The sequence below is a fragment of the Nonomuraea sp. NPDC049158 genome (assembly GCF_040648335.1).
In the GTDB taxonomy this organism is placed as follows: domain Bacteria; phylum Actinomycetota; class Actinomycetes; order Streptosporangiales; family Streptosporangiaceae; genus Nonomuraea.
In genome coordinates, this window is record NZ_JBEZDM010000025.1 from 73,470 (window position 1) to 93,553 (window position 20,084).

Below are 20,084 nucleotides of genomic sequence, written 5' to 3' on the forward strand. Positions count from 1 at the left end.
TCATCCGCATCCGTGGAGTGAGCAAGCGGTTCGGCGGCATCTCCGCGCTGGAAGGGGTGGATCTCGAACTGCACCACGGCGCCATCCTCGCCCTGCTCGGGCAGAACGGCGCCGGCAAGTCGACGCTGATCAAGATCCTGGCCGGGGTCCATCGCGCCGACGAAGGGGAGGTGATGGTGGCCGGCCATCCGCTGGGCAGCCAGGCCGCCTCCCGCGGCATGTCGTTCGTCCACCAGGACCTCGGCCTCGTCGAGTGGATGTCCGTCGCCGAGAACATCGCCCTGGGCACCGGCTACCGCCGGCGCGGCGGCCTCATCTCCTGGCATGGGGTGCGCGAGCGCTGCCTGGCGGCCCTCCGGTCTGTCGCGATCCAGCTCGACCCCGATGACCAGATCGCCGACCTCACCCGCGCCGAGCGGTCGCTCGTCGCCATCGCCCGCGCGCTGGCCGCCGAAACCGAGATCATCGTCCTCGACGAGCCGACCGCGAGCCTGCCCGCGCCCGACCGCGCCCGCCTGTTCGACGCGCTCCGCGCGCTACGTGCGCGGGGTCACGGGATCGTGTACGTGAGCCACCGGCTCGACGAGGTGCGTGAGATCGCCGACAGAGTCGCGGTCCTGCGCAACGGGCGCCTCGTCAGCCACGGCTCCCTCACCGTCGGCCATTCCACCACCCTCGTGCGTGACATCGTCGGGCGCGAACCGACGACGCACCGGCGCCCGAATCGCGACCTGGGAGAGGTGGTGCTGAGCCTCGCCGGCGTGCGCACCGGGCAGGCCGGCCCGATCAGCCTCGAGCTGCGGGCCGGCGAGGCCATCGGTCTCGTCGGCCTCACCGGCGCCGGGCACGTGGATCTCGGCCGCGCTCTGGCCGGCGCGCACCCCATCCTCGCCGGCCGCGTGCTGCTCGACGGGCGGCCCTATGGTCCGCGGTCGGTGTCGGCGGCCGTCGACGCGGGTGTCGGCCTGGTGACGAGCGACCGGCAGGAGGAAGGCGCCGCGCCGGGCCTCAGCGTCCGGGAGAACTTCCTGGCGAACCCCAGGGCACACGGCCGATCACCACTGAGCTGGATCCGGCCCCGCGTGGAGCGTGCCGAGGCGGCGGCGCTCGTCGCGTGCTTCGGCGTCCACCCCGCGGACGCCGAGGCGCCTCTTGCCACCCTGTCAGGCGGAAACCAGCAGAAGGTCATGATCGGCCGTTGGCTCGGCACGAACCGCCACCTCCTGATCCTCGAGGAGCCGACGGCCAGTGTCGATGCCGGCGCCAAACCCGAGATCTACCGGCTCCTCGACGAAGCCCTGGCCGCCGGGCTGGCGGCCATTCTCGTCTCCGCCGACTTCGAAGAGGTCGTGAACGTATGTGATCGCGCCCTCATGTTCGTCCGGGGGACGGTGACCACCGAGGTGGCCGGTGCGGCCCTCACGGTCACCGCGCTCACCGACGCCGCGTCGGCCGCACCCGCCGCCACTGGTGCGAATCCCCGATGACCACGAGATCCCCGCGCCGGCGGCGCACCGCCGGCCACTTCATCGGCAGCTATGGACTGCTCGCTTTGACGGTCGTCCTGTTCGTCGTGTTCACGCTCGCCCTGCCGGACACCTTTCCCACGATGGCCAACCTGACGTCCATCCTCTCGGCTCATTCGATCACCGCGATCCTGGCACTGGGCGCGATGATCCCCATCATCACGGGGAAGTTCGACCTGTCCATCGGCTATGGCATCGGGCTCGGACACGTCGTGACCTTGCAACTCATCATCGCCGGCGGCTGGCCCTGGCCCCTGGCCTGTCTCGGCGTGCTCATCGGCGGCGCGCTCGTCGGCGTCATCAACGGCCTGCTCGTCGAGTTCGCCCGGATCGACTCGTTCATCGCCACCCTGGGCACCGGCAGCGTGCTGTACGCCATCACGGGCTGGACGACCCAGGGCGCCAGGATCGTTCCCGGCCCGCAAGGCCTTCCGCCCGCCTTCACCGGCATATCCGACGCCAAGTTCCTGGGCCTGCCCGCCCCCGCGTTCTACGTGCTCGTCCTCGCCGCGGCGCTCTGGCTCGTGCTCGAACGCCTTCCCGTCGGCCGTTACCTCTACGTCATCGGCTCGAACCCGCGGGCCGCCGACCTGATCGGCATCCCGACCCGCCGGTACGTCATCTACGCCTTCGTGGGCTCCGGGCTGGTCACCGGCTTCGCGGGCGTCCTGCTCGCCGCTCAGCAGCAGATCGGCAATCCGAGCGTCGGGCTCGACTATCTGCTGCCGGCGTTCGTCGCCGCCCTGCTCGGCTCCACCGCGATCAGACCCGGACGGGCCAACCCTCTCGGTACCGTCGTCGCCGTCGCCGTCCTCGCGATCGGCCTGTCGGGCATCGGCCAGCTGGGGGCGGACTTCTGGGTGACGCCGCTGTTCAACGGGGTCACCCTGCTCATCGCGGTCGGACTCGTCGGCTACGCGGCCCGGCGCCGGCTGCACGCGGGACCGGCCGCGTCAGGCCGCACGCCGCCGCCTCCGCCTCTGTCGGGGGCGCCATCGGCAGAGTCCGCCGCCGCCACACCGCCCCGCGACCCATCGCCGCCGCGAACCGTCCCACCCGCTGGGTAAGGATCCGAGCGTGAACCTGTTCTCACGCACCGCGACGGCGCTGGCGGTGGCCTGCGTGCTCGCCGCCGGCTGCTCCCGGGGCTCGTCCGGCTCGGCTCTCGCCCCCGCACCGGGCCCGTCGGCGAGCACGTGTCCCGGTGTCCTGTCCACGGCCGGCCCGGCCGTCGCGCGGGCCGAGGAGGTCGTCCCCTGGAACGGTCCCACAAGTGGTCCGCGAGCGATCCGCGGCAAGAGCATCGTGTACGTCGCGGCGACCATGACCAATCCCGGTATCGCGGGCACGGCCAACGCGGTGCGGGAAGCCGGCGGATCCATCGGCTGGAACGTCCGGGTGATCGACGGCCAGGGCACTCCGGCCGGGGTACGGGAGGCCCTCGGCCAGGCCGTCGCCCTGCGCCCCTCGGGGATCGTCATCGGCGGGTTCGACCCGAACTCCGCCGCCGAGCAGGTCGAGCAGGCCGGTGACATGCGCATCCCGCTCGTCGGGTGGCACGCGGCGAGCCGGCCAGGACCCGGCGCGAACCCGAGCCTCTTCACCAACATCACCACCCGGGTGGAGGACGTCGCGAGAATCAGCGCGTTCTGGATCATCGCCGAGTCGAAAGGGCACGCGGGAGTCGTCATCTTCACCGACTCGTCGATCCCCTTCGCGGAGAACAAGGCACAGCTGATCAAGAAAACGCTGCTGAGCTGCTCCGGCGTCAAGCTGCTGTCGTACCAGAACATCCCGCTTCCCGACACGGGCAGCCGCACGCCTCAGGCGGTCTCCTCGCTCGTGTCGCGCTTCGGCGATCGATGGACCTACTCGGTCGCCATCAACGACCTGTACTTCGCCGACGCGGCGGCGGCGCTGCGCGCCGCGGGCAAGGCCGGCGAGGGGCCCCCTTACGCGATCGGCGCGGGTGACGGCGATCCGTCGGCTTTCCAGCGTGTCCGAGACCGGCAGTTCCAGCAGGCCACCGTTCCCGAGCCGTTGAACGCGCAGGGCAGCCAGATCGTCGACGAGTTGAACCGCGCGTTCGCCGGGCGGCCCCCGAGCGGGTACGTCGCGCCGGTGCATCTGACCACGCGACGCAACGTCGACGACGCCACCTCGTGGGACCCCCCGGGCTATCGCGCCGCCTACGAGCGAATCTGGAACGGCTGACCGATTCGGGTTCAGCGGCCCACTTTGGGTAGGGGTCCCGGATGGCAACCCTCATGGATCGGGTGCGCGCGTATCTGCGCAGCCCCCAAGGCAAGCAGACGATGGAGAAGGCCAAGCGCATGGCCAACGACCCGGAGAACCAGCGCAAGGCCCGCCGATTCCTGGACCGGCTGCGCTCGCGGCGGCACTGACCTCAGCCGGTGAAGCCGATGTCCTGGTAGCGGAGGTCGTAGAAGCCGCGGGCCCCCACGTTGGCCAGCGTCTCGCTGACCGCCACGTTCTGCGGCCTCTGGTACAACGGCAGCACGTTGACCTCCTGCCAGATCAGTTTGTCCGCCGCGTTGGTGTCCGCGTGCGCCTGCCGCAGGTCGAGGTTCTGGCCGGCTTCGTTCATCGCGGCGTCGATCTCGGGCGACCCCACGCGGCCGAAGTTGGCGTTCCACGTCTGCCCGTTCGGCGAATTGGCGTAGATCCCAAAACTGCTCGAAACCGGAAAAGGCGTGCCAATGTACGCGAACGGCGTCATATCAAAGTTGCCGGGAATGACGTACTTGGTGAAGAAGTCATCGCTGGGCACGGCCTGGATGGTGAGCTTGACCCCGATCTGCGCGAGCATGCTCTGCGCGAGCTCGCCCTCCGACTTGCCGGTCTGCACGCCCGACGGGACCACGAAGCGCAGGTCGAGCGGCTTGCCGTCCTTCTGGCGGACGCCACCGGCCCCCAGCGGCCAGCCCGCCGCGTCGAGCAGGCGCCGGGCCTGGGCCGGGTCGTAGACGCCCAGGGCGCCGGCGTTGTCCTGGTAGCCCTCCTGGGTGTTCATGAAGAAGTGGTTGTTCAGCAGCGCGATCGGCCAGTCGAGGCCCTGCAGGTCGGACTGGGCGATCGCCTGGCGGTTGATGCCGAGCTGGATGGCCTGCCGGACCCGCTGGTCCTTCAGCAGGTCGCTGGAGCCGTTGAAGGTGATGTGGCGGAAGTCGGGGCCCGCCGCCTGGCGTACGGTCGCGCCGGGGGTGGTCTTGGCGCGCGCGTAGTCGGGCGCCGACGGGCCGACGTCGGTGATGTCGAGTTCGCCGTTGCTGAACGCGCCGATCAGGGAGTCCTGCTCGGAGGCGCGGTAGATGATCTGGTCGAGCTTGGCCCGGTCGCCCCACCAGGTGTCGTCGCGGACGAGCGTGATCGTCTTCGCCGTCTGGTCGAAGCCCTTGAACTTGAACGGCCCGGCCGTCACCGGGATCTTGTTCAGCCAGGCGGTGTTGTAGGCCTCGGGGGTGCTGTTGGTGGAGGCCGGCAGCAACGGGCTGAACAGCGACTTCCAGTCGCCGAAGGTCCGGGCGAACGTCACCACGACCGAATAGTCGTCGCGCCCCCGCCGTACGTCGGAGATGTCCTGGTAACCGGTGGACGAGACGATGTGGAAGGCGGGATTGGTGCCGTTGAGCGCCTTCCACTGGGCCTGATAGTCGGCCCAGTCGATGGGCTTGCCGTCGGACCACTTGGCCTTGGGATTGAGCGTGTAGGTGACGACCTGGTGCGGGTCGCGGGAGGTGACCTCGGCGCTGATCAGGTAGTCGGGGTTCGCGGTGATGTCGGCCTTCTCGTCGGATCTGAACGGCGCGGGCAGCAGCGCGTTGCTGACCACGGCGGCCACCGCGAGGTTGCCGTCGACGTGGTTCCTGTTCCACTGGGTGGGGAACTCGTTGATGCCCCACCGCAGCGTGCCGCCGTCCTTGACCTTGTCCCGCGGCTGCGGGTTGATGTCGTACGCCTTGACGTTCCGCTCGTCTCCCCGCGGGCCGCCCGCGAGGCCATCGCTGCCGTAGCCGCCGGGGCCCCGGCCGCAACCCACCAGGCACAGCGAGCCGGCCAGGGCGGCCACGATCAGACGTGATGCTTTCATCGAGCGAATCCTCCCGCTTAGGTGACTTCGAGCTTCTCGGCGTAGTGACAGGCCGCGCCCTGGTCCTTGTCGAGCAGGTGCACCGAAGGCTCGACGGCCACACACACCGTGCGTTCGTCATCGGTCAGCTCGCCCCTGAACTTCGGGCACCGGGTGCGGAAGCGGCAGCCCGACGGAGGGTCGGCCGGGCTGGGGAGATCGCCTTCGAGCAGGATCCGCCGGCGGGAGCGCTCGCGGACCGGGTCGGGCAGCGGGATCGCGGACAGCAACGCCTGTGTGTACGGGTGCGCGGGCGCCTCGTAGACGGCGTCCACCTGCCCGATCTCGGCGATCCTGCCCAGGTACATGACGGCCACCCGGTCGGCGATGTAGCGCACCACGGCCAGGTCGTGCGCGACGAACAGGTAGGACAACCCGAGCTCGGCCTTCAGCGCGTCGAGCAGGTTGATCACCCCGGCCTGGATCGACACGTCGAGTGCGGAGACCGGCTCGTCGAGCGCCAGGAACCTGGGTTCGAGCGCCAGCGCGCGGGCGATGCCGATGCGCTGCCGCTGTCCGCCGGAGAAGTCCTGCGGGTAGCGGGCCGCGTGGGAGGGGTCGAGCCCGACCAGGTCGAGCAGCTCGGCCACCCGGCCGGCCGGATCGCCCTTGCCGTGGGTGCGCAGCGGCTCGGCCAGGATGTCGTAGACGGTCATGCGCGGGTCGAGGGAGGCGAGCGGGTCCTGGAAGACGACCTGCATGTCGCGCCTGATCGCCATCCGCTCGGCGCCGCCGAGCCGGGCGGTGTCGTGCCCGAGCACGACGATGCGGCCCTCCTGCGGCTCGGTCAGCTCGAGGATCTCCATCAGCGTCGTGGTCTTGCCGCAGCCCGACTCGCCGACGAGCCCGAGCGTCTCGCCCTCGCGTACGTCGAAGCTGACCCCCGCCACCGCGTGCACGGTGCCGACCCTGCGCTTGAACACCGACCCGCGCAGCAGCGGGTAGCGCTTGACCAGCCCGTCGACCTTCAGCACCGGCTGCCGGTCCTGGCGCGGCCGTCCGTCGCGCGGCTCGGCGGGGACCGCGTGCTTGGCCGCCACGCGGGGGCGTACGTCCTGCCACCGGATGCACGCGGCCTGGTGCGCCGGGCCGACGTCGAACAGCGGCGGCTCGGCGGCCTCGCAGGCGTCGACCCGCATCGGGCAGCGCGGCGCGAACGGGCAGCCCGGCGGCAGCGCCGCGGGCGACGGCGGCGCGCCCTCGATGGGCACCAGCGGGTGCCGCCCGTCGGTGTCGACGCGCGGGATGGAGCTGAGCAGTCCGACGGTGTAGGGCATGCGCGGCCCGTAGTAGATGTCGTCCACGCCGCCCACCTCGACCGGCCGGCCCGCGTACATCACCAGCACCCGGTCGGCGAACCCGGCCACCACCCCGAGATCGTGCGTGATCATGACGATCGCGGCGCCCGTCTCCCGCTGGGCCTTCTTCAGCACCTCGAGCACCTGCGCCTGGATGGTGACGTCGAGCGCGGTGGTCGGCTCGTCGCAGATGATCACGTCGGGGTCGTTGGCGATGGCCATCGCGATCACCGCGCGCTGCCGCATCCCGCCGGAGAACTCGTGGGGGAAGGCCAGGGCCCGCTCGGCCGGGTTGGGGATGCCGACCAGGTCGAGCAGCTCGACGGCCATGGCCTCGGCCTGTTTCCTGGTCACCTTCTGGTGGACGCGCACGGCCTCGGCGACCTGGTCGCCGACGCGGTAGACGGGGGTCAGCGCGGACAGCGGGTCCTGGAAGACCATCGACATGCTCTTGCCGCGCAAGGCGGTCAGCTCCCGCTGCCGGGCGCCGATCAGCTCCTTGCCGTGCAGCCGCACCGAGCCGATGACCGTGGCGCCCGGCGGCAGCAGGCCCATGACCGCGGCCGAGGTGACGGACTTGCCGGAGCCCGACTCGCCGACGATGCCGAGCACCTCGCCCTGGTGTACGGCATAGCTGACGCCGCGTACGGCCGCCACGTCGCCGAAGGAGACGTTGAGGTCGGTGACCTCCAGGACGGGGGTCACCGTGGCCTCCGGGAGGCGGGGTCGAACGCGTCGCGCAGCGCGTCGCCGATGAGGTTGACCGCGAGCACGGTGATCACCAGCAGCCCGGCGACGAACCAGAACGTCCACGGCGCGTAGAGGGCGGTCCTGGAGCCGTCGGCGATGAGCGTGCCGAAGGAGACGTCGGGCGGCTGGATGCCGAAGCCGAAGTAGGACAGCGAGGTCTCGGTGAGGATGGCCGCGCTGACATTGAGGGTGGCGTCGACGATCAGCAGCGACGACAGGTTGGGGATGATGTGCCGGAAGATGATGCGCACCGGCGAGACGCCCATGAACCGGGCGGCCTGGATGAACTCCCGCTGCTTCAGCGAGATCGTCATCCCCCTGACGATCTTCGAGGTGACCATCCAGAGGAACAGCGCCAGCATGATCACGAACAGCACCCACTGCCCCGCCCCGAACAGCGGCGACATGACGGCCAGGATCAGGAACGCGGGCAGCACCAGGAGCAGGTCGGCGCCCCAGGTGAGCGTCCGGTCGGTCCAGCCGGGGAAGTAGCCGGCGAACGCCCCGACGACGGCGGCCAGCGCGGTGGACACCAGCGCCGCCAGCAGCCCGACGATCAGCGACTTGCGCATGCCGCGCAGCGTCACCGCGTAGACGTCGGCGCCGGTCTGCAGCGTGCCGAACCAGTGCTCGGCCGACGGCGGGCTGAGGAAGGCGGTGAAGTCCTTGTCGGTGTAGGACCACGGGCTGAGCACCGGCCCGGCGAAGGCCAGCAGGAACAGCAGCACGAGCACCGCGAAGCCGATCCGCCCCTGCGTGGACCGGAAGAACCGCCAGGCGACCACCCGCAGCCGCGAGGGAGCCCGTCTACCGACGAGCAGCGCCGTCATCCGGCCCTCACCCGGGGGTCGAGGGCGGCGTGCAGCAGATCGGCCGCCAGCGACGCGCACAGCACCGCGATCGCGGCGATGAAGGCGATGGCCGCCACGGTGTTGACGTCGTTGGTGAAGATGGAGTTGATCAGTTGTTCGCCCAGCCCGTGCCAGCCGAAGATCTTCTCGGTGAACGTCGCGCCGGTCAGCAGCGCGCCGAAGGTGAAGGCGAAGTAGGTCGCCACGGGGATCAGGGCGGTGCGCAGGGCGTGGTGGATGAGCGCCTGGCTCCTGCTCAGCCCCTTGGCCATGGCGGTGCGGACGAAGTCGGCGCCGAGCACGTCGAGCATGGCGTTGCGCTGGTAGCGGCTGAAGACCGCGGTCAGCCCCAGCGACAGCGAGATCGTCGGCAGGATCAGGTGCCGCAGCCGGTCGCTCACGGTCCCCCAGAAGCCGGTGTCGAGCCCGGCGCTGTATTCGCCGCTGACCAGGAAGAGCCGGTGCCCGAAGAGCCGATCGTTGGCCAGGGTGCCGAGCAGGATCAGCATGTTGGCCAGCACGACCACCGGCATCGCGAGCACCAGGAACGACATCCCTGTCGACAATCGGTCGAACCACCCGTACTGCTTGACCGCGGCGGCCGCCCCGACGATCACCCCCAGCAGGCTGCCGAAGATCAGCCCGAGCATGACCAGCCGGAAGGTGACCCCCATGCGCCGTTTGAGGTCCTCGTTGACCGGCGAACCGGTCACCGTACGGCCGAAGTCGCCCTGCACCACACCGCCCGCCCAGGTCGCGTAGCGCTCGAGCAGCGGCGTGTGGTCGTTGAGGTTGAGCGCGGTGAGCTGGGCGTCCACGACGGCCGGGGGCGGCTTGGGGGTCCGGTCGGCGTAGTTGGAGCGCGGATCGAGGGCGCTGGCCGCGAGCATGTAGGCGAGGCTGGCTGCGACGGCCACGAGCACGAGATAGTTGAGCAGCCTGCGGGCCAGGAACCCCGCCATCGCCCTCCCCTTCGGCGCGCACGATGTGTAGTCATATTGCTACACCATGCGAGCATCGGGGCGCACGGAACTACCAAACTGCAGTCTGCTTAACGTCCGGAAAGTTCGCTGCCTAACGTCCGGAAAGTTCGTCCACGGCCATGCGGACATCGTCACTGGTGATAGTCGTCAGCTCCGCCGAGCTGGCCGACCCGCCACCCCCCGCCAGAGCGGCGAGCCGCACATCGCGGCGCATGGCCGCGCGCTCGAACAGCGACCTGGCGAAGCGCCCGTTGCCGAGCCCGTCGATCAGCCGCTCGTCGCAGACCCAGGCGAAGACCTCGTCGAGGTCGCGCAGCGCCGCCTCGTCGAAGCGGTCGCCCGATTTGTCGGCCAGCAGCACGGCGATCTCGGACAGCTCCCGCGCGGAGTAGCTGGGGAAGGCGACCCGCTGGTTGAACCGGCTGGCCAAACCGGGATTGGTGGCCAGGAAGGTGTCCATCTCGCGTTGGTAGCCGGCCAGCACGATCACGAGCCGGTCGCGGTCGTCCTCGGCCCGCTTGAGCAGCGTCTGCACGGCCTCGGCGCCGAACGCGTCGCCGCCGGAGTAGCCGGGGTTGACCAGGCTGTAGGCCTCGTCGATGAACAGCACGCCGCCCAGCGCCCGGTCGACCAGCTCGTTGGTCTTGATCGCGGTCGCGCCGAGGTGCTGGCCGACCAGGTCGGCCCGCTGCGCCTCGATCACGTCGGGCCTGGCCAGCAGGCCGAGCGCGGCGAAGATGCGGCCGATGACCCTGGCCACCGTGGTCTTGCCGGTGCCCGGCGGGCCCGCGAACACGAAGTGGCGCGTCTGCGGCGGCGTGGGCAGCCCGCGCTCCTGCCGCATCCGGGCGACCTGGAGCTGGGCGGCGATGGCGTGCACCTGCCGCTTGACCGGCTCGAGCCCGGCCATCCGGTCGAGGTCGGCCAGCGCCTCCTCGATGGTGGGGGTGTCCTCGTAGCCGCGGAAGCGGGCGGTCAGCTCGTCGAACGCCTTGGTCACGTCGGCGGTCGTGGTGGTGACGAGGTCCTCGGTGGTCGGCGTCCCGCCCGCGCCCACGACGCGCACGTCACGGGCCGTCGCCGCGGCCTCGATGAGGCTGCGGACGAACCGGGCGTTGCCCAGGTCGTCGACCAGCCCGCGCCGCTGGACGTCCTCGAACAGGCCGAGCAGCGCGGCGCGCGCGTCGGGCGCCATCGTGTCGCCCCGGTGCCGCTGGAGCAGCTCGGTGATCTCCGACAGCTCACCCGGCGAGTAGCTCGGGAAGCGCACCCGGGTGGCGAACCTGCTGGCCAGGCCGGGGTTGCTGGACAGGAACGAGGTCATCTCCTGCTCGTAGCCGGCCAGGATGATGATCAGCCGGTCGCGGTCGTCCTCGGCCCGCTTGAGCAGCGTCTGCACGGCCTCGGCGCCGAACCTGTCGGGCTGGCCGTCGGAGGAGTTGATCAGCCCGTAGGCCTCGTCGATGAACAGCACGCCGCCCAGCGCCCGGTCGACCAGCTCATTGGTCTTGATCGCGGTCGCGCCGAGGAACTCCCCCACCAGGTCGGCCCGCTGCGCCTCGACCACGAAGGGCGTGTCGAGCAGGCCGAACGCGTAGAAGATCTTCGCCACCGTACGGGCCACGCTGGTCTTGCCCGTGCCCGGCGGCCCGAGGAAGACCAGGTGCCTGGTCGGCCGGCCGGCCTTGTAGCCGGCCTCGGCCCGCAGCCGGGACGCCTCGATGGAGGCGGCGATCGAGCGGACCTGCTCCTTGACCGGGACGAGCCCGATCATGCTCTCCAGCTCGGCCAGCGCCTCCTCGACCGAGATGTCGGGCAGCCCGCCGGCCTTCTCGGGCGGCGCCTCCGGCCTGCCGTCGCGGGCCCTGACCCGGACCTGCTCCTCGGCGCTCAGCGCGCCCCTGGCCCGGCGGGCGGCGATGAAACGCTGGACGAGGACGGCGGTGGCCGCGCCGTAGGCGACCCAGACCGCGGCGCCGTCGGAGACGAACGAGAGGGCCGCGGCGAGCGCCCCGGCGGGGACCAGCGCCATCAGCACGGTCAGCCACGGCGTCACCCAGCGGATCAGATGCGCGCCGGCGGCGACGGGCACGGCCAGCACCATCAAGAGCGTGGGGGCCAGTGAGGGCGGCGGGAAGCACAGGTAGAACACCGGCAGCAGCGCGCACCAGCCGGCGAGCACCAGCACGGTCGCGGCGGCGCGCGGGAAGCGCAGCGTCAGCGCGAGGAACGCGAGCACCAGCAGGGTGATGAGGAAGGTCTTGAACAGGTCCCAGCCGAGCGCGGCGGCCACGCCGACGGTCGCGATGAGCACGACCACGTGCATCACCCGGCGCATGGCCGGGGGAAGATGGAAATAGCGCAGCCGCACCTGTTCAAACAGATCCCGCGCCGCGGTCCGCCCTGCGGCCTGGGCCCTGCCGGACTCACGCATCACGCCTCCCCGGTCCGCCCCTGGTTATACCGCACCAGACCGACGATTGGGCGGACCTGACACGCTAGGTGCCGGTGACGAATTGTGCGATGTGGCGGCCGAGTTCGCCGCCCGCGTCCTCCTGGAGGAAGTGGCCGGCGCCCGTGATCACCGGATGAGCGCGTCCTGCGGCGCCCGCCATCGACTTCATGAGGATCGGCGCCATACCCCCCGTTATCGGATCTCCGTCGGAGAAGGCCACCAAAAAGGGGCGATCGAGCGTGGTGAGCACCTGCCAGGCGGCGCGGTTGGCGGGCGCGGCGGGGTCGTCGGGGGTGATGGGGACGAGCCCCGGCATGGCCTTCGCGGCGGCTTTGTACGACTCGTCGGGGAAGGGGGCGTCGTAGGCGGCGCGCACGGCCGCGGGGAGTTCGCTCTTGCAGCCCGACTGGACGAATCTGGCGATGTCCAGCGCGGGAGCGTTCATCACCGCGTCTTTGAAGCGATGCCACAACTCGGGCATGGGAATGTCACCGGTCGGCAAGCCCGTGTTGGCCGCGACGATCCTGGCTATGCGCTCCGGATGCTCACCGGCGATCCGCAGCCCGATCAGGCCGCCCCAGTCCTGCCCGACCATGGTGACGCCGCTCAGCCCGAGCGCGTCGAACAGCAGCGCGCGGGTCCATTCGACGTGCCTGGCGTAGGTGTGGTCGGCCCGTTCGGCCGGCTTGTCGGAGCGGCCGAAGCCCACCAGGTCGACGGCGATGGCCCGCAGCCCGGCCGCCGCCAGCTCGCGCATGACGTGCCGGTAGAGGAAGGACCATGTCGGCTCGCCGTGCAGCAGCACCACCGGCGCCCCGTCGGCGCGGCCCGTCTCGACGTAGGCCATGCGCAGGCCGTCGGCCACCTCGGCGTAGCGCGGCTCGTAGGGGAAGTCGGGCAGGCCGGCGAAACGCTCTTCGGGGGTACGGAGAGTCCGCATAGAACGATATTCTAGCTAGCGCCGCTGGTGCCGCCCAGGGAACTCCCCCATGAGCACCTGCTTGGGAGTGATCCGCAGCAGGTCCGCATCGGCCACGGCGATGCCGCGCACCTCCACCCAATATCTGCGCTGCAGCGGATCGGCGGCGAAGACCGCCACCCGTGGATCCGCTTCGACGGCCGTCCGTGTCTGCGTCTCGGCGACCAGCCTGAGCTCTCCCGACGGGGTGACGGTCGCCGCCGTGCCCACGACGCGCGGGCCGAGGGAGTCGCCGAAGGACAGCACGACGCTCCTGGCGTACGCGAACGCCTGGCGTACCTCCGGGGTGAGCGCGACGGACGGGGCGTCGCCGGTGGGCAGGTCGCACATGATCAGTGACGCGCGCCAGGGCCCTGGCCCGCCGCGCCACCAGGCCCGCGCGGCGCGCAGCGCGAACACCGCCACCGCCGCGCAGAGCGCGCCGAGCCCGGCCCGCCATGCCCAGGTCAGCCCCAGCAGACCGCCCACCGCGCAGGCCACGGACGCCAGTACGACCAGCCCGGTCGCGACCGGCAGCCATCTGTCCTCGTGATGGCGAATCCGCCGGTAGGAGGCCAGCAGCGGGTACGGCACCACCACCGCGAGTACGGCGGCCCGCGGCTCCACGGCCAGCGCCCCGCACACCAGGGGCACCAGCACCGACCACGTCCTGCCGAGCACGATCCAGAGCGTGACCCCCGTGTTCCGCCTGGCCGTGCGCTCGGCGGGCACCCGGGCGAACTGGGCCAGGGCCCGCATCGGACTGCCCCGCCAGAGCTCGGCCAGCGCGCGTACGCCCGCCGTCACCGGCCAGCCGAGCACCACCACGCCCGCCAGACCGGCCCACACCGGGTCGAAGGCCGATGGCAGGCCCGGCAGCGCGCCCATCGTCAGCCAGCCCGCGAACGCGACCACCGAGGCGACGGCCGACACCAGGGCGGCGCCCAGCCAGGGGTCACGGCCGAGCATGGCGGGGACGTAGGACCACACCCCCACCCTGCGCACCTGCCTGAGCGTGATCGGCACGAGCAGGACCAGCACCAGGAGGCCGCCGAGCCGGCCCTCGCGGCCCCGGTCGAAGGCCAGGGCGGCCACGACGATGGCGATCGTCGCGAGCGCGACCAGCAGGCGGGACTGGCGCGACCAGACCTCCAGCGCCCGCCTGGCCCGGCCGCTCTCGCGCGGGTCGATCGGCCAGGCGGGGTCGCGGTGGGCCGGAAGGCGGTCCCAGCGCAGCAGCGTCAGCCCGAGGTTGACGCGGGCCTGCGGATGCGCGGGATCCCGGTCGAGCGCGGTCAGATAGGCGCGCCGGGCGGGCGCGTGCTCGGCGCGGAGCAGCGCCTGATCGCCGCGGAGCACGTGGGGGGCGGCCTCCTCGGGGGCGTACGCGCGGGCCAACGCCGCCTGCTCGACGGCCTCGTCCCAGTGGCCGGGGACGCGGCGCAACGCGGTGCCCAGCCGCAGCCGGGCCGGCCAGGATCCCAGAGCGAGGCGCACCGCGTGCTCCGCGGGCGCGACCGCGTCGGCGTCACGGCCCTGGCGTTCCAGCGCGAGGCTGATCAGGCGGTAGGCCCACTCGTTGGCCGGATCCATGTCGGCGGCCGTGCGAGCGGCCTCCAGCGCGGCTTCCGGGCGGCCCGCCTGGAGTCTGGTGACCGCCTCTGCACACCATTCGCGGGGGGATCTGTCGGTCCTGTCGGCACTTTCGGCGGTCCCCACGGACCCCATGATCGGCTGACCGGACAGAGATGGATAGGCCGGGACATATGGCTGTGTCTCTCTAGAGAGGTGCCTCAGGCCGTGGATAGACCGATACCGCTGTCCCGAGTGGATGGCATGGCCTAAGCTGCCACGCAAGTTCATGTGGGCCTTGCGTGAGATCGGATCGGCCTGCAAGGAGGCCCCATGACCGTCACTCAGGCCGCCCCGGTCCTCCGGCGCGCGGTTCAGGAACATCGGGACAACCGCTGGTCCATCCTGGTGCTGCTCTGCCTGAGCCTGCTCCTGATCACCGTAGACGCGACCGTCCTGCACATCGCCGTGCCCGCGCTCACCGCGGCGCTGGAGCCGTCGGCGGTGCAGCTGCTCTGGATCATCGACGTCTACTCGCTGGTCGTGGCGCCGCTGCTGCTCCTGTTCGGCACGCTCGGCGACCGCTACGGGCGCAAACGGCTGGTGCTGGCGGGTTTCGTGCTGTTCGGCGTGGCCTCGGCCGCCGCCGCCTTCTCTCCCACGCCGCTGGTCCTGATCCTGGCCAGGGCGCTGCTCGGGGTGGGCGGCGCGATGATCATGCCGGCCACGCTGTCGCTGATCCGCCAGGTCTTCCCCGACCGGCGTGAGCGGGCCATCGCGCTGGGCGTCTGGAGCGCGGTCGCCGCGGCGGGCGCCGCCGTGGGGCCGTTGATCGGCGGGCTGCTCGTCGGCATCTGGTGGGGCGCGGTCTTCCTCATCAATGTGCCCATCCTGCTCGTGCTGCTGCCCGCCGCCGCCCGGCTGCTGCCGGAGTCGCGGCAGCGTGGCGGGCAGCCGTGGGACGGTCTCAGCGCCGCGCTGTCCGTGTTCGGCATCCTGGCGGTGGCGTTCGGGCTGAAGGAGGCGGGAGCGGGCAGCCTGCTCCCGTTCGGGGCATCCGTCCTGGTCCTGCTCACCGGAGTGGGGCTGCTCGTCTGGTTCGTCCGGCGGCAGCTCCGGCTGGCCTCGCCGCTGCTGGAGGTCGGGCTGTTCCGTCGGCGCGAGTTCGGCACCGGCGTCGCCGGGGTGCTGCTGGGCGTGTTCGCGCTGGTGGGGCTGCAGCTCATGCTGGCGCAATACCTGCAGCTCGTGCTCGGCGACAGCCCGCTGCTGGCGGCCGTACGGATGCTGCCGCTGGTGATCTCGGCGATCTGCGGCGGGCTGGCCGCGGCGCACCTGCTGCCCCGGATCGGCCTGCGCGCCACCATGAGCGGCGGGCTCGGCCTCGTCGCGCTCGCGCTCACCCCCACGCTCACCTGGGGCGTCGAGGCGCATCCGGTGATGCTCTCGGTCTGCTTCGTGGGCGTCGGGTTCGGCGTGCAGGTGGCGCTGCTCGCCGCGTCCGACACGATCATGTCCTCGGCCCCCGAGGCCCAGGCGGGCGGGGCGGCGGCCATCGAGGAGACCGCCTACGAGCTCGGCGCCGGGCTCGGGGTCGCCGTGCTCGGCACGATCACCACGATCGCCTACGCGCCCGCGTTGCCCGACGTTCCCGGAGTGTCCGGCGGTGGCATGGACGAGGCCAGGCAATCTCTCGCCAGTGCCGCGCACGTCGCCGACCAGGTCGGCGGTGGCGCCGGTGGTGCGCTGCTCGACGCCGCCCGGTGGGCCTTCGTCAATGCCCTGCACACGACCGTCGTCGTGAGCGTCGTCCTGCTCAGCCTGACCGCCGTCGTCGTGGCCACGCTGCTGCGCCGTGATTGAGGTGTGTGATGTCCCGCTTAGGGCAGACAACAACCGTGAGACAGACCCTCCATGATCTCGCTTCCCTGGTCGCCCGCATCGGTGTGGGCGGCATCTGCTTCGCCAACGGCTGGACCAAGCTCGAAGACGGCCTGAACACCACGGGGGCGAAATTCCTCGCGCAGGGCGCGCCCGCGCCGCGCGCCTGGGCCACGGTCACCATGCTCACCGAGCTGATCGGCGGGGCGCTGCTCATCGCCGGGCTGATCGTTTCCGTGATGGGGCTGATCCTCTTCGCCGAGTCCCTGGCCGTCTTCCTGATCGCGCCGCCGCTCAACCCGATCACCACGAACGAGCTGATCCTGCTGGGCGTGGCCGCGCTGCTGCTGGCCGTGGTGGGGGCCGGGCGGATCTCCGTGGACCATCTGGTGGTGATCCGGCGCCGGGAATCGGCGGCGGCCAACGAGTTCGCCGCCGAGACGGAGGCCGACGAGGTCATCGCGGCGCTCCGCGACCCCGACTCTCCCGGGTTCCGGCCGCCCGCCCGGCCCAAGTCCTCAGGGCCCTCAGGGTCCTCGAGCTCTGGTGCCTCGTCGAGTTCGAGCGGCAAGTCGTCAGGAGCGCGGTCGTCGTCGAGTTCGCGCTCCGAGAGCGAGCCGGAAGCGCTGGAGGACACGGCACCGCACACCCGGCCGCGCCGCCCGTCGGCCGAGCCCGGGGACGAGCCCACCCCCTCGCCCGCAACGGGCGACACGCTCGTGGCCGGGCGCAAGAAGCCCCCGGCCCGCGGCCGCCGCACGACCCCCGACGAGTGATCCCCGCCGGGAGCCGGTCACCGGGTCACAGCTCGGCCGTCAGCCGGGCGATCACCCGCATCTTGTTCATCGCGTCCAGGGCGGCGACCTTGTAGGACTCGGCCAGCGTCGGATAGTTGAACACCGCGTTGACCAGGTAGTCGACCGTGCCGCCGCACCCCATGACGGTCTGCCCGATGTGGACGAGCTCGGTGGCGCCCGTGCCGAACACGTGCACGCCCAGCAGCCGCCGGTCCTCGGAGGAGACCAGCAGCTTGAGCATGCCGTACGAGTCGCCGATGATCTGCCCCCGAGCCAGCTCCCGGTAGCGCGAGATGCCCACCTCGAAGGGGATCTTGTCCCGGGTCAGGTCGTCCTCGGACTTCCCGACGAAGCTGATCTCCGGGATGGTGTAGATGCCGATCGGCGGCAGGTCGTTCATCTCCGCGACCGGCTCGCCGCAGGCGTGCTGCGCGGCCAGCCGGCCCTGCTCCATCGAGGTGGCGGCCAGCGCGGGGAAGCCGATGACGTCGCCGACGGCGTAGATGTGCGGGACGGGCGTGGCGTAGTTCTCGTCCACCTTGATCCGGCCCCGGTCGTCGGCGGCCAGCCCGGCCGCCTCCAGGCACAGCTCCTCCGTCTTTCCCTGCCGGCCGGCCGAGTACATGACGCAGTCGGCGGGGATCTTCTTCCCGCTCTCCAGTACGGTCAGCGCCCCACGGGGCCGCCGCTCGACCGCGGCGACGTTCTCCCCGAACCTGAAGGTGACGGCAAGGTCCCGCAGGTGGTACTTCAGCGCCTCCACGACCTCCAGATCGCAGAACTCCAGCATCCGGTCGCGCCGCTCGACCACGGTCACCTTGGTGCCCAGCGCCGCGAACATGGAGGCGTACTCGATGCCGATGACCCCCGCCCCGACGACCACAAGAGTCTCGGGCACCCGGTCGAGGTGCAGGATCGCGTCGGAGTCGATGACCGTCCTGTCGTCGAACTCCACAGTGGACGGACGGGCCGGCGAGGTGCCCGTGGCGATCACGATCTTGTCGGCCGTGACCTTCTTCTCCTCCTCGTCACTGGTGATCCCGATGGTGTGCGGGTCGAGGAACCGGCCGGTCCCCTGCAGCATCGTCACGTGGTTGCGGCCGAGCTGGCTGCGGATCACCTGGATCTCGCGGCCGATCACATGCTGGGTGCGCATGCCGAGGTCGGCGACCGTGATCTCTTCCTTCACCCGGTAACTCGCCCCGTACAGCTCCCGCTGGTTGAGGCCCGTGAGATAGAGGACCGCCTCACGCAGGGTCTTGGAGGGGATCGTGCCGGTGTTGATGCACACGCCGCCGAGCATGTGCGTCTTCTCTACGACCGCGACGCGCTTGCCGAGCTTCGCCGCGGCGATTGCTGCCTTCTGCCCGCCGGGACCGGTTCCGAGTACGAGGACATCGAAGTCAAAAGGGGCCACACATCAAGTGTCCACCTATCAGGACATCGCCGCCATGACACGATCGACGATTCCCTGGCTGCCCTCCTGGCGGGCGCAGTGGGCACAGCAGTACCAGTGCTCGCCCGACTGGACTCCGTGCCCGATCACCCGGGTGCCGCAGTGCTCGCAGATGGGCGCCATGAACTGGATGGCGCACTGGAAGGAGTCGAACGTGTGCACCGCCCCCTGGGCGTGCACCTCGAAGGACATGTCGTAATCGTTGCCACAGACTTCGCAGACGGCCATGGCCCGGGGATACCCGCTTCCCCCTCCTCATTGCCTCAACGGACGGCAATTTTCCGTCCGTACGCCGAGATAGCCGGCCACCAGGGGCACGGCCAGCAGCCCCAGCGCGGCGAGCGCGCCCGGCAGGCCGAACCGGGCCGTCAGGGCGGCCACGAGCAGCGGGCTGATGACGAATCCGGTGTAGGAGATCGCGGAGACCGTGGACACCAGCGCCCCGCTCGTGTCGTCGGCCGCCGCGCGGCTGAGCACGGCGGGCACCAGCGGCCCGAGCGCGAGCCCGGTCAGCGCGAACCCCGCCATCGCGGCCAGGACCGAGCCGCCGAGCCCCGCCAGCGCCATGCCCGCGACGCCGCCCACCCCGCCCACCAGGTAAAAGGTCCGCAGCGTGAGCCTGGGCAGGGCGTGCGCGATGATCCGTCCCAGGGTGAGCGCCGCCATGTAGACGGCCGGGGCCGCGCTCGCCACCACTGTCGAGGCTCCGCGATGGTCTTCGAGGAGCAGCACCGACCACTGTTCGACCGAGTTCTCGATGATCAGCACGCACGCGGCCAGCGCGCCGAGCACGATGGCGACCCTCCACCGCCGCTTGCCGCCCGCTCCCCCGGCGGCGGGCAGTCCCCGGCCGATGCGCAGGGCGGTCACGGACAGCGACGAAACGAGGACGAGGGCCGCCGCCGTCACCAGCACCGCGCCGGTGCCCATGCCCAGCGACCGGGCCAGCCCGGTGGCGGGAGCCGCGACGATCACGGCGACGGGGAAGGCGGCGTGCACCGCCTGGAACAGCCGGCGCCCGCTCTCCCGCTCGGCCCGCCCGGTGGCCAGGTTCAGCGCGATGTCGAGCGCCCCACTGGCCATGCCGACCAGGAGCAACGTCAGCCCGAGCGCCACGGGCGAGCCGACGGGCGCGATGGCCACCACGCTCAGCGCGAAGGCCACGGTGACCGCGATCAGCGCCGTACGCTCCCTGCCGCCGGCCAGCCGCCCGGCCAGGGCCATGGCCGGAATCGCCCCCACCGGCACCGCGCTCAGCGCCAGCCCGAGATCGGCCGTGGACGCGCCGAGCTGCTCCTTGATCGCCGGTAGCAGTGCTGACCAGGAGCCCCAGAACCCGCCCCAGGCCGCGCTGACCGCGATCAACGGTATGCCGCGTTCCCCCACCAACCCCCCTCACCGTGCATT

General features: G+C 71.2%; 16 protein-coding genes. 6 read left to right on the forward strand and 10 right to left on the reverse strand.

Annotation, left to right across the window (positions count from 1 at the left end; genetic code table 11):
• The first annotated feature begins 17 nt into the window (after window positions 1-17).
• The 4 genes from AB0B61_RS39370 to AB0B61_RS39385 are packed head-to-tail and all read left to right on the forward strand — an operon-like array spanning window position 18 to window position 3,931.
• Complete coding sequence (locus AB0B61_RS39370; RefSeq protein WP_358443397.1) at window positions 18-1,487, forward strand: sugar ABC transporter ATP-binding protein; 1,470 nt, start codon at window positions 18-20, stop codon at window positions 1,485-1,487.
• A complete protein-coding gene (locus AB0B61_RS39375; RefSeq protein ID WP_358443400.1) occupies window positions 1,484-2,593 on the forward strand; it encodes an ABC transporter permease in 1,110 nt (369 codons plus the stop codon). Before AB0B61_RS39370 ends, AB0B61_RS39375 begins: the two co-directional genes overlap by 4 nt.
• A gap of 10 nt (window positions 2,594-2,603) precedes the next feature.
• Window positions 2,604-3,740 (forward strand): substrate-binding domain-containing protein, encoded by a 1,137-nt coding sequence (locus AB0B61_RS39380; RefSeq protein ID WP_358443403.1) that lies wholly within the window; start codon window positions 2,604-2,606, stop codon window positions 3,738-3,740.
• A 41-nt stretch (window positions 3,741-3,781) separates the two neighbouring features.
• The gene (locus tag AB0B61_RS39385; protein WP_357648476.1) at window positions 3,782-3,931 is read left to right on the forward strand and encodes a hypothetical protein; all 150 of its coding nucleotides are present in this window, start codon (window positions 3,782-3,784) and stop codon (window positions 3,929-3,931) included.
• A gap of 2 nt (window positions 3,932-3,933) precedes the next feature.
• Here the strand turns inward: AB0B61_RS39385 and AB0B61_RS39390 are convergent, their stop codons facing one another.
• From AB0B61_RS39390 to AB0B61_RS39420, 7 genes are all read right to left on the reverse strand, one after another.
• A complete protein-coding gene (locus tag AB0B61_RS39390) occupies window positions 3,934-5,637 on the reverse strand; it encodes an ABC transporter family substrate-binding protein (protein ID WP_358443406.1) in 1,704 nt (567 codons plus the stop codon).
• A 17-nt stretch (window positions 5,638-5,654) separates the two neighbouring features.
• Complete coding sequence (locus AB0B61_RS39395; RefSeq protein ID WP_358443408.1) at window positions 5,655-7,679, reverse strand: dipeptide ABC transporter ATP-binding protein; 2,025 nt, start codon at window positions 7,677-7,679, stop codon at window positions 5,655-5,657.
• The gene (locus AB0B61_RS39400) at window positions 7,676-8,554 is read right to left on the reverse strand and encodes an ABC transporter permease (RefSeq protein WP_358443411.1); all 879 of its coding nucleotides are present in this window, start codon (window positions 8,552-8,554) and stop codon (window positions 7,676-7,678) included. Before AB0B61_RS39400 ends, AB0B61_RS39395 begins: the two co-directional genes overlap by 4 nt.
• Window positions 8,551-9,537 (reverse strand): ABC transporter permease, encoded by a 987-nt coding sequence (locus tag AB0B61_RS39405; protein WP_358443414.1) that lies wholly within the window; start codon window positions 9,535-9,537, stop codon window positions 8,551-8,553. The genes AB0B61_RS39400 and AB0B61_RS39405 overlap by 4 nt, the downstream gene beginning before the upstream one ends.
• A 112-nt stretch (window positions 9,538-9,649) precedes the next feature.
• Entirely contained in the window at window positions 9,650-11,992 is a 2,343-nt protein-coding gene (locus tag AB0B61_RS39410; RefSeq protein ID WP_358443417.1) for an AAA family ATPase, read from the reverse strand.
• A gap of 64 nt (window positions 11,993-12,056) precedes the next feature.
• The gene (locus tag AB0B61_RS39415) at window positions 12,057-12,953 is read right to left on the reverse strand and encodes a haloalkane dehalogenase (RefSeq protein WP_358443419.1); all 897 of its coding nucleotides are present in this window, start codon (window positions 12,951-12,953) and stop codon (window positions 12,057-12,059) included.
• Between the two features lie 15 nt (window positions 12,954-12,968).
• Entirely contained in the window at window positions 12,969-14,699 is a 1,731-nt protein-coding gene (locus AB0B61_RS39420) for a BTAD domain-containing putative transcriptional regulator (protein WP_358443422.1), read from the reverse strand.
• A gap of 177 nt (window positions 14,700-14,876) precedes the next feature.
• Between AB0B61_RS39420 and AB0B61_RS39425 the strand changes: the two genes are divergently transcribed.
• Together AB0B61_RS39425 and AB0B61_RS39430 are read left to right on the forward strand one after the other, a co-directional pair.
• Entirely contained in the window at window positions 14,877-16,406 is a 1,530-nt protein-coding gene (locus AB0B61_RS39425) for an MFS transporter (protein ID WP_358443425.1), read from the forward strand.
• Window positions 16,407-16,441: 35 nt separating this feature from the next.
• Window positions 16,442-17,200, forward strand: coding sequence for a DoxX family protein (locus AB0B61_RS39430; protein ID WP_358443428.1), 759 nt, complete (start codon window positions 16,442-16,444; stop codon window positions 17,198-17,200).
• 25 nt (window positions 17,201-17,225) lie between these two features.
• Here AB0B61_RS39430 and sthA read toward each other — a convergent pair whose 3' ends face one another.
• From sthA to AB0B61_RS39445, 3 genes are read right to left on the reverse strand one after another with little or no spacing between them, the layout of a single operon-like run.
• Complete coding sequence (sthA, locus tag AB0B61_RS39435; protein WP_358443430.1) at window positions 17,226-18,638, reverse strand: Si-specific NAD(P)(+) transhydrogenase; 1,413 nt, start codon at window positions 18,636-18,638, stop codon at window positions 17,226-17,228.
• An 18-nt stretch (window positions 18,639-18,656) separates the two neighbouring features.
• Complete coding sequence (locus AB0B61_RS39440) at window positions 18,657-18,905, reverse strand: hypothetical protein (RefSeq protein WP_358443433.1); 249 nt, start codon at window positions 18,903-18,905, stop codon at window positions 18,657-18,659.
• Between the two features lie 27 nt (window positions 18,906-18,932).
• Window positions 18,933-20,063, reverse strand: coding sequence for an MFS transporter (locus tag AB0B61_RS39445; RefSeq protein ID WP_358443436.1), 1,131 nt, complete (start codon window positions 20,061-20,063; stop codon window positions 18,933-18,935).
• Window positions 20,064-20,084 lie beyond the last annotated feature (21 nt).

Coding starts and splice junctions, on each gene's coding strand:
- AB0B61_RS39375 (WP_358443400.1), top strand. CDS start 1,484: ATGACCACGAGATCCCCGCGCCGGCGGCGCACCGCCGGCCACTTCATC.
- AB0B61_RS39385 (WP_357648476.1), top strand. CDS start 3,782: ATGGCAACCCTCATGGATCGGGTGCGCGCGTATCTGCGCAGCCCCCAA.
- AB0B61_RS39390 (WP_358443406.1), bottom strand. CDS start 5,637: ATGAAAGCATCACGTCTGATCGTGGCCGCCCTGGCCGGCTCGCTGTGC.
- AB0B61_RS39400 (WP_358443411.1), bottom strand. CDS start 8,554: ATGACGGCGCTGCTCGTCGGTAGACGGGCTCCCTCGCGGCTGCGGGTG.
- AB0B61_RS39405 (WP_358443414.1), bottom strand. CDS start 9,537: ATGGCGGGGTTCCTGGCCCGCAGGCTGCTCAACTATCTCGTGCTCGTG.
- AB0B61_RS39410 (WP_358443417.1), bottom strand. CDS start 11,992: ATGCGTGAGTCCGGCAGGGCCCAGGCCGCAGGGCGGACCGCGGCGCGG.
- AB0B61_RS39415 (WP_358443419.1), bottom strand. CDS start 12,953: ATGCGGACTCTCCGTACCCCCGAAGAGCGTTTCGCCGGCCTGCCCGAC.
- AB0B61_RS39420 (WP_358443422.1), bottom strand. CDS start 14,699: ATGGGGTCCGTGGGGACCGCCGAAAGTGCCGACAGGACCGACAGATCC.
- AB0B61_RS39425 (WP_358443425.1), top strand. CDS start 14,877: ATGACCGTCACTCAGGCCGCCCCGGTCCTCCGGCGCGCGGTTCAGGAA.
- AB0B61_RS39440 (WP_358443433.1), bottom strand. CDS start 18,905: ATGGCCGTCTGCGAAGTCTGTGGCAACGATTACGACATGTCCTTCGAG.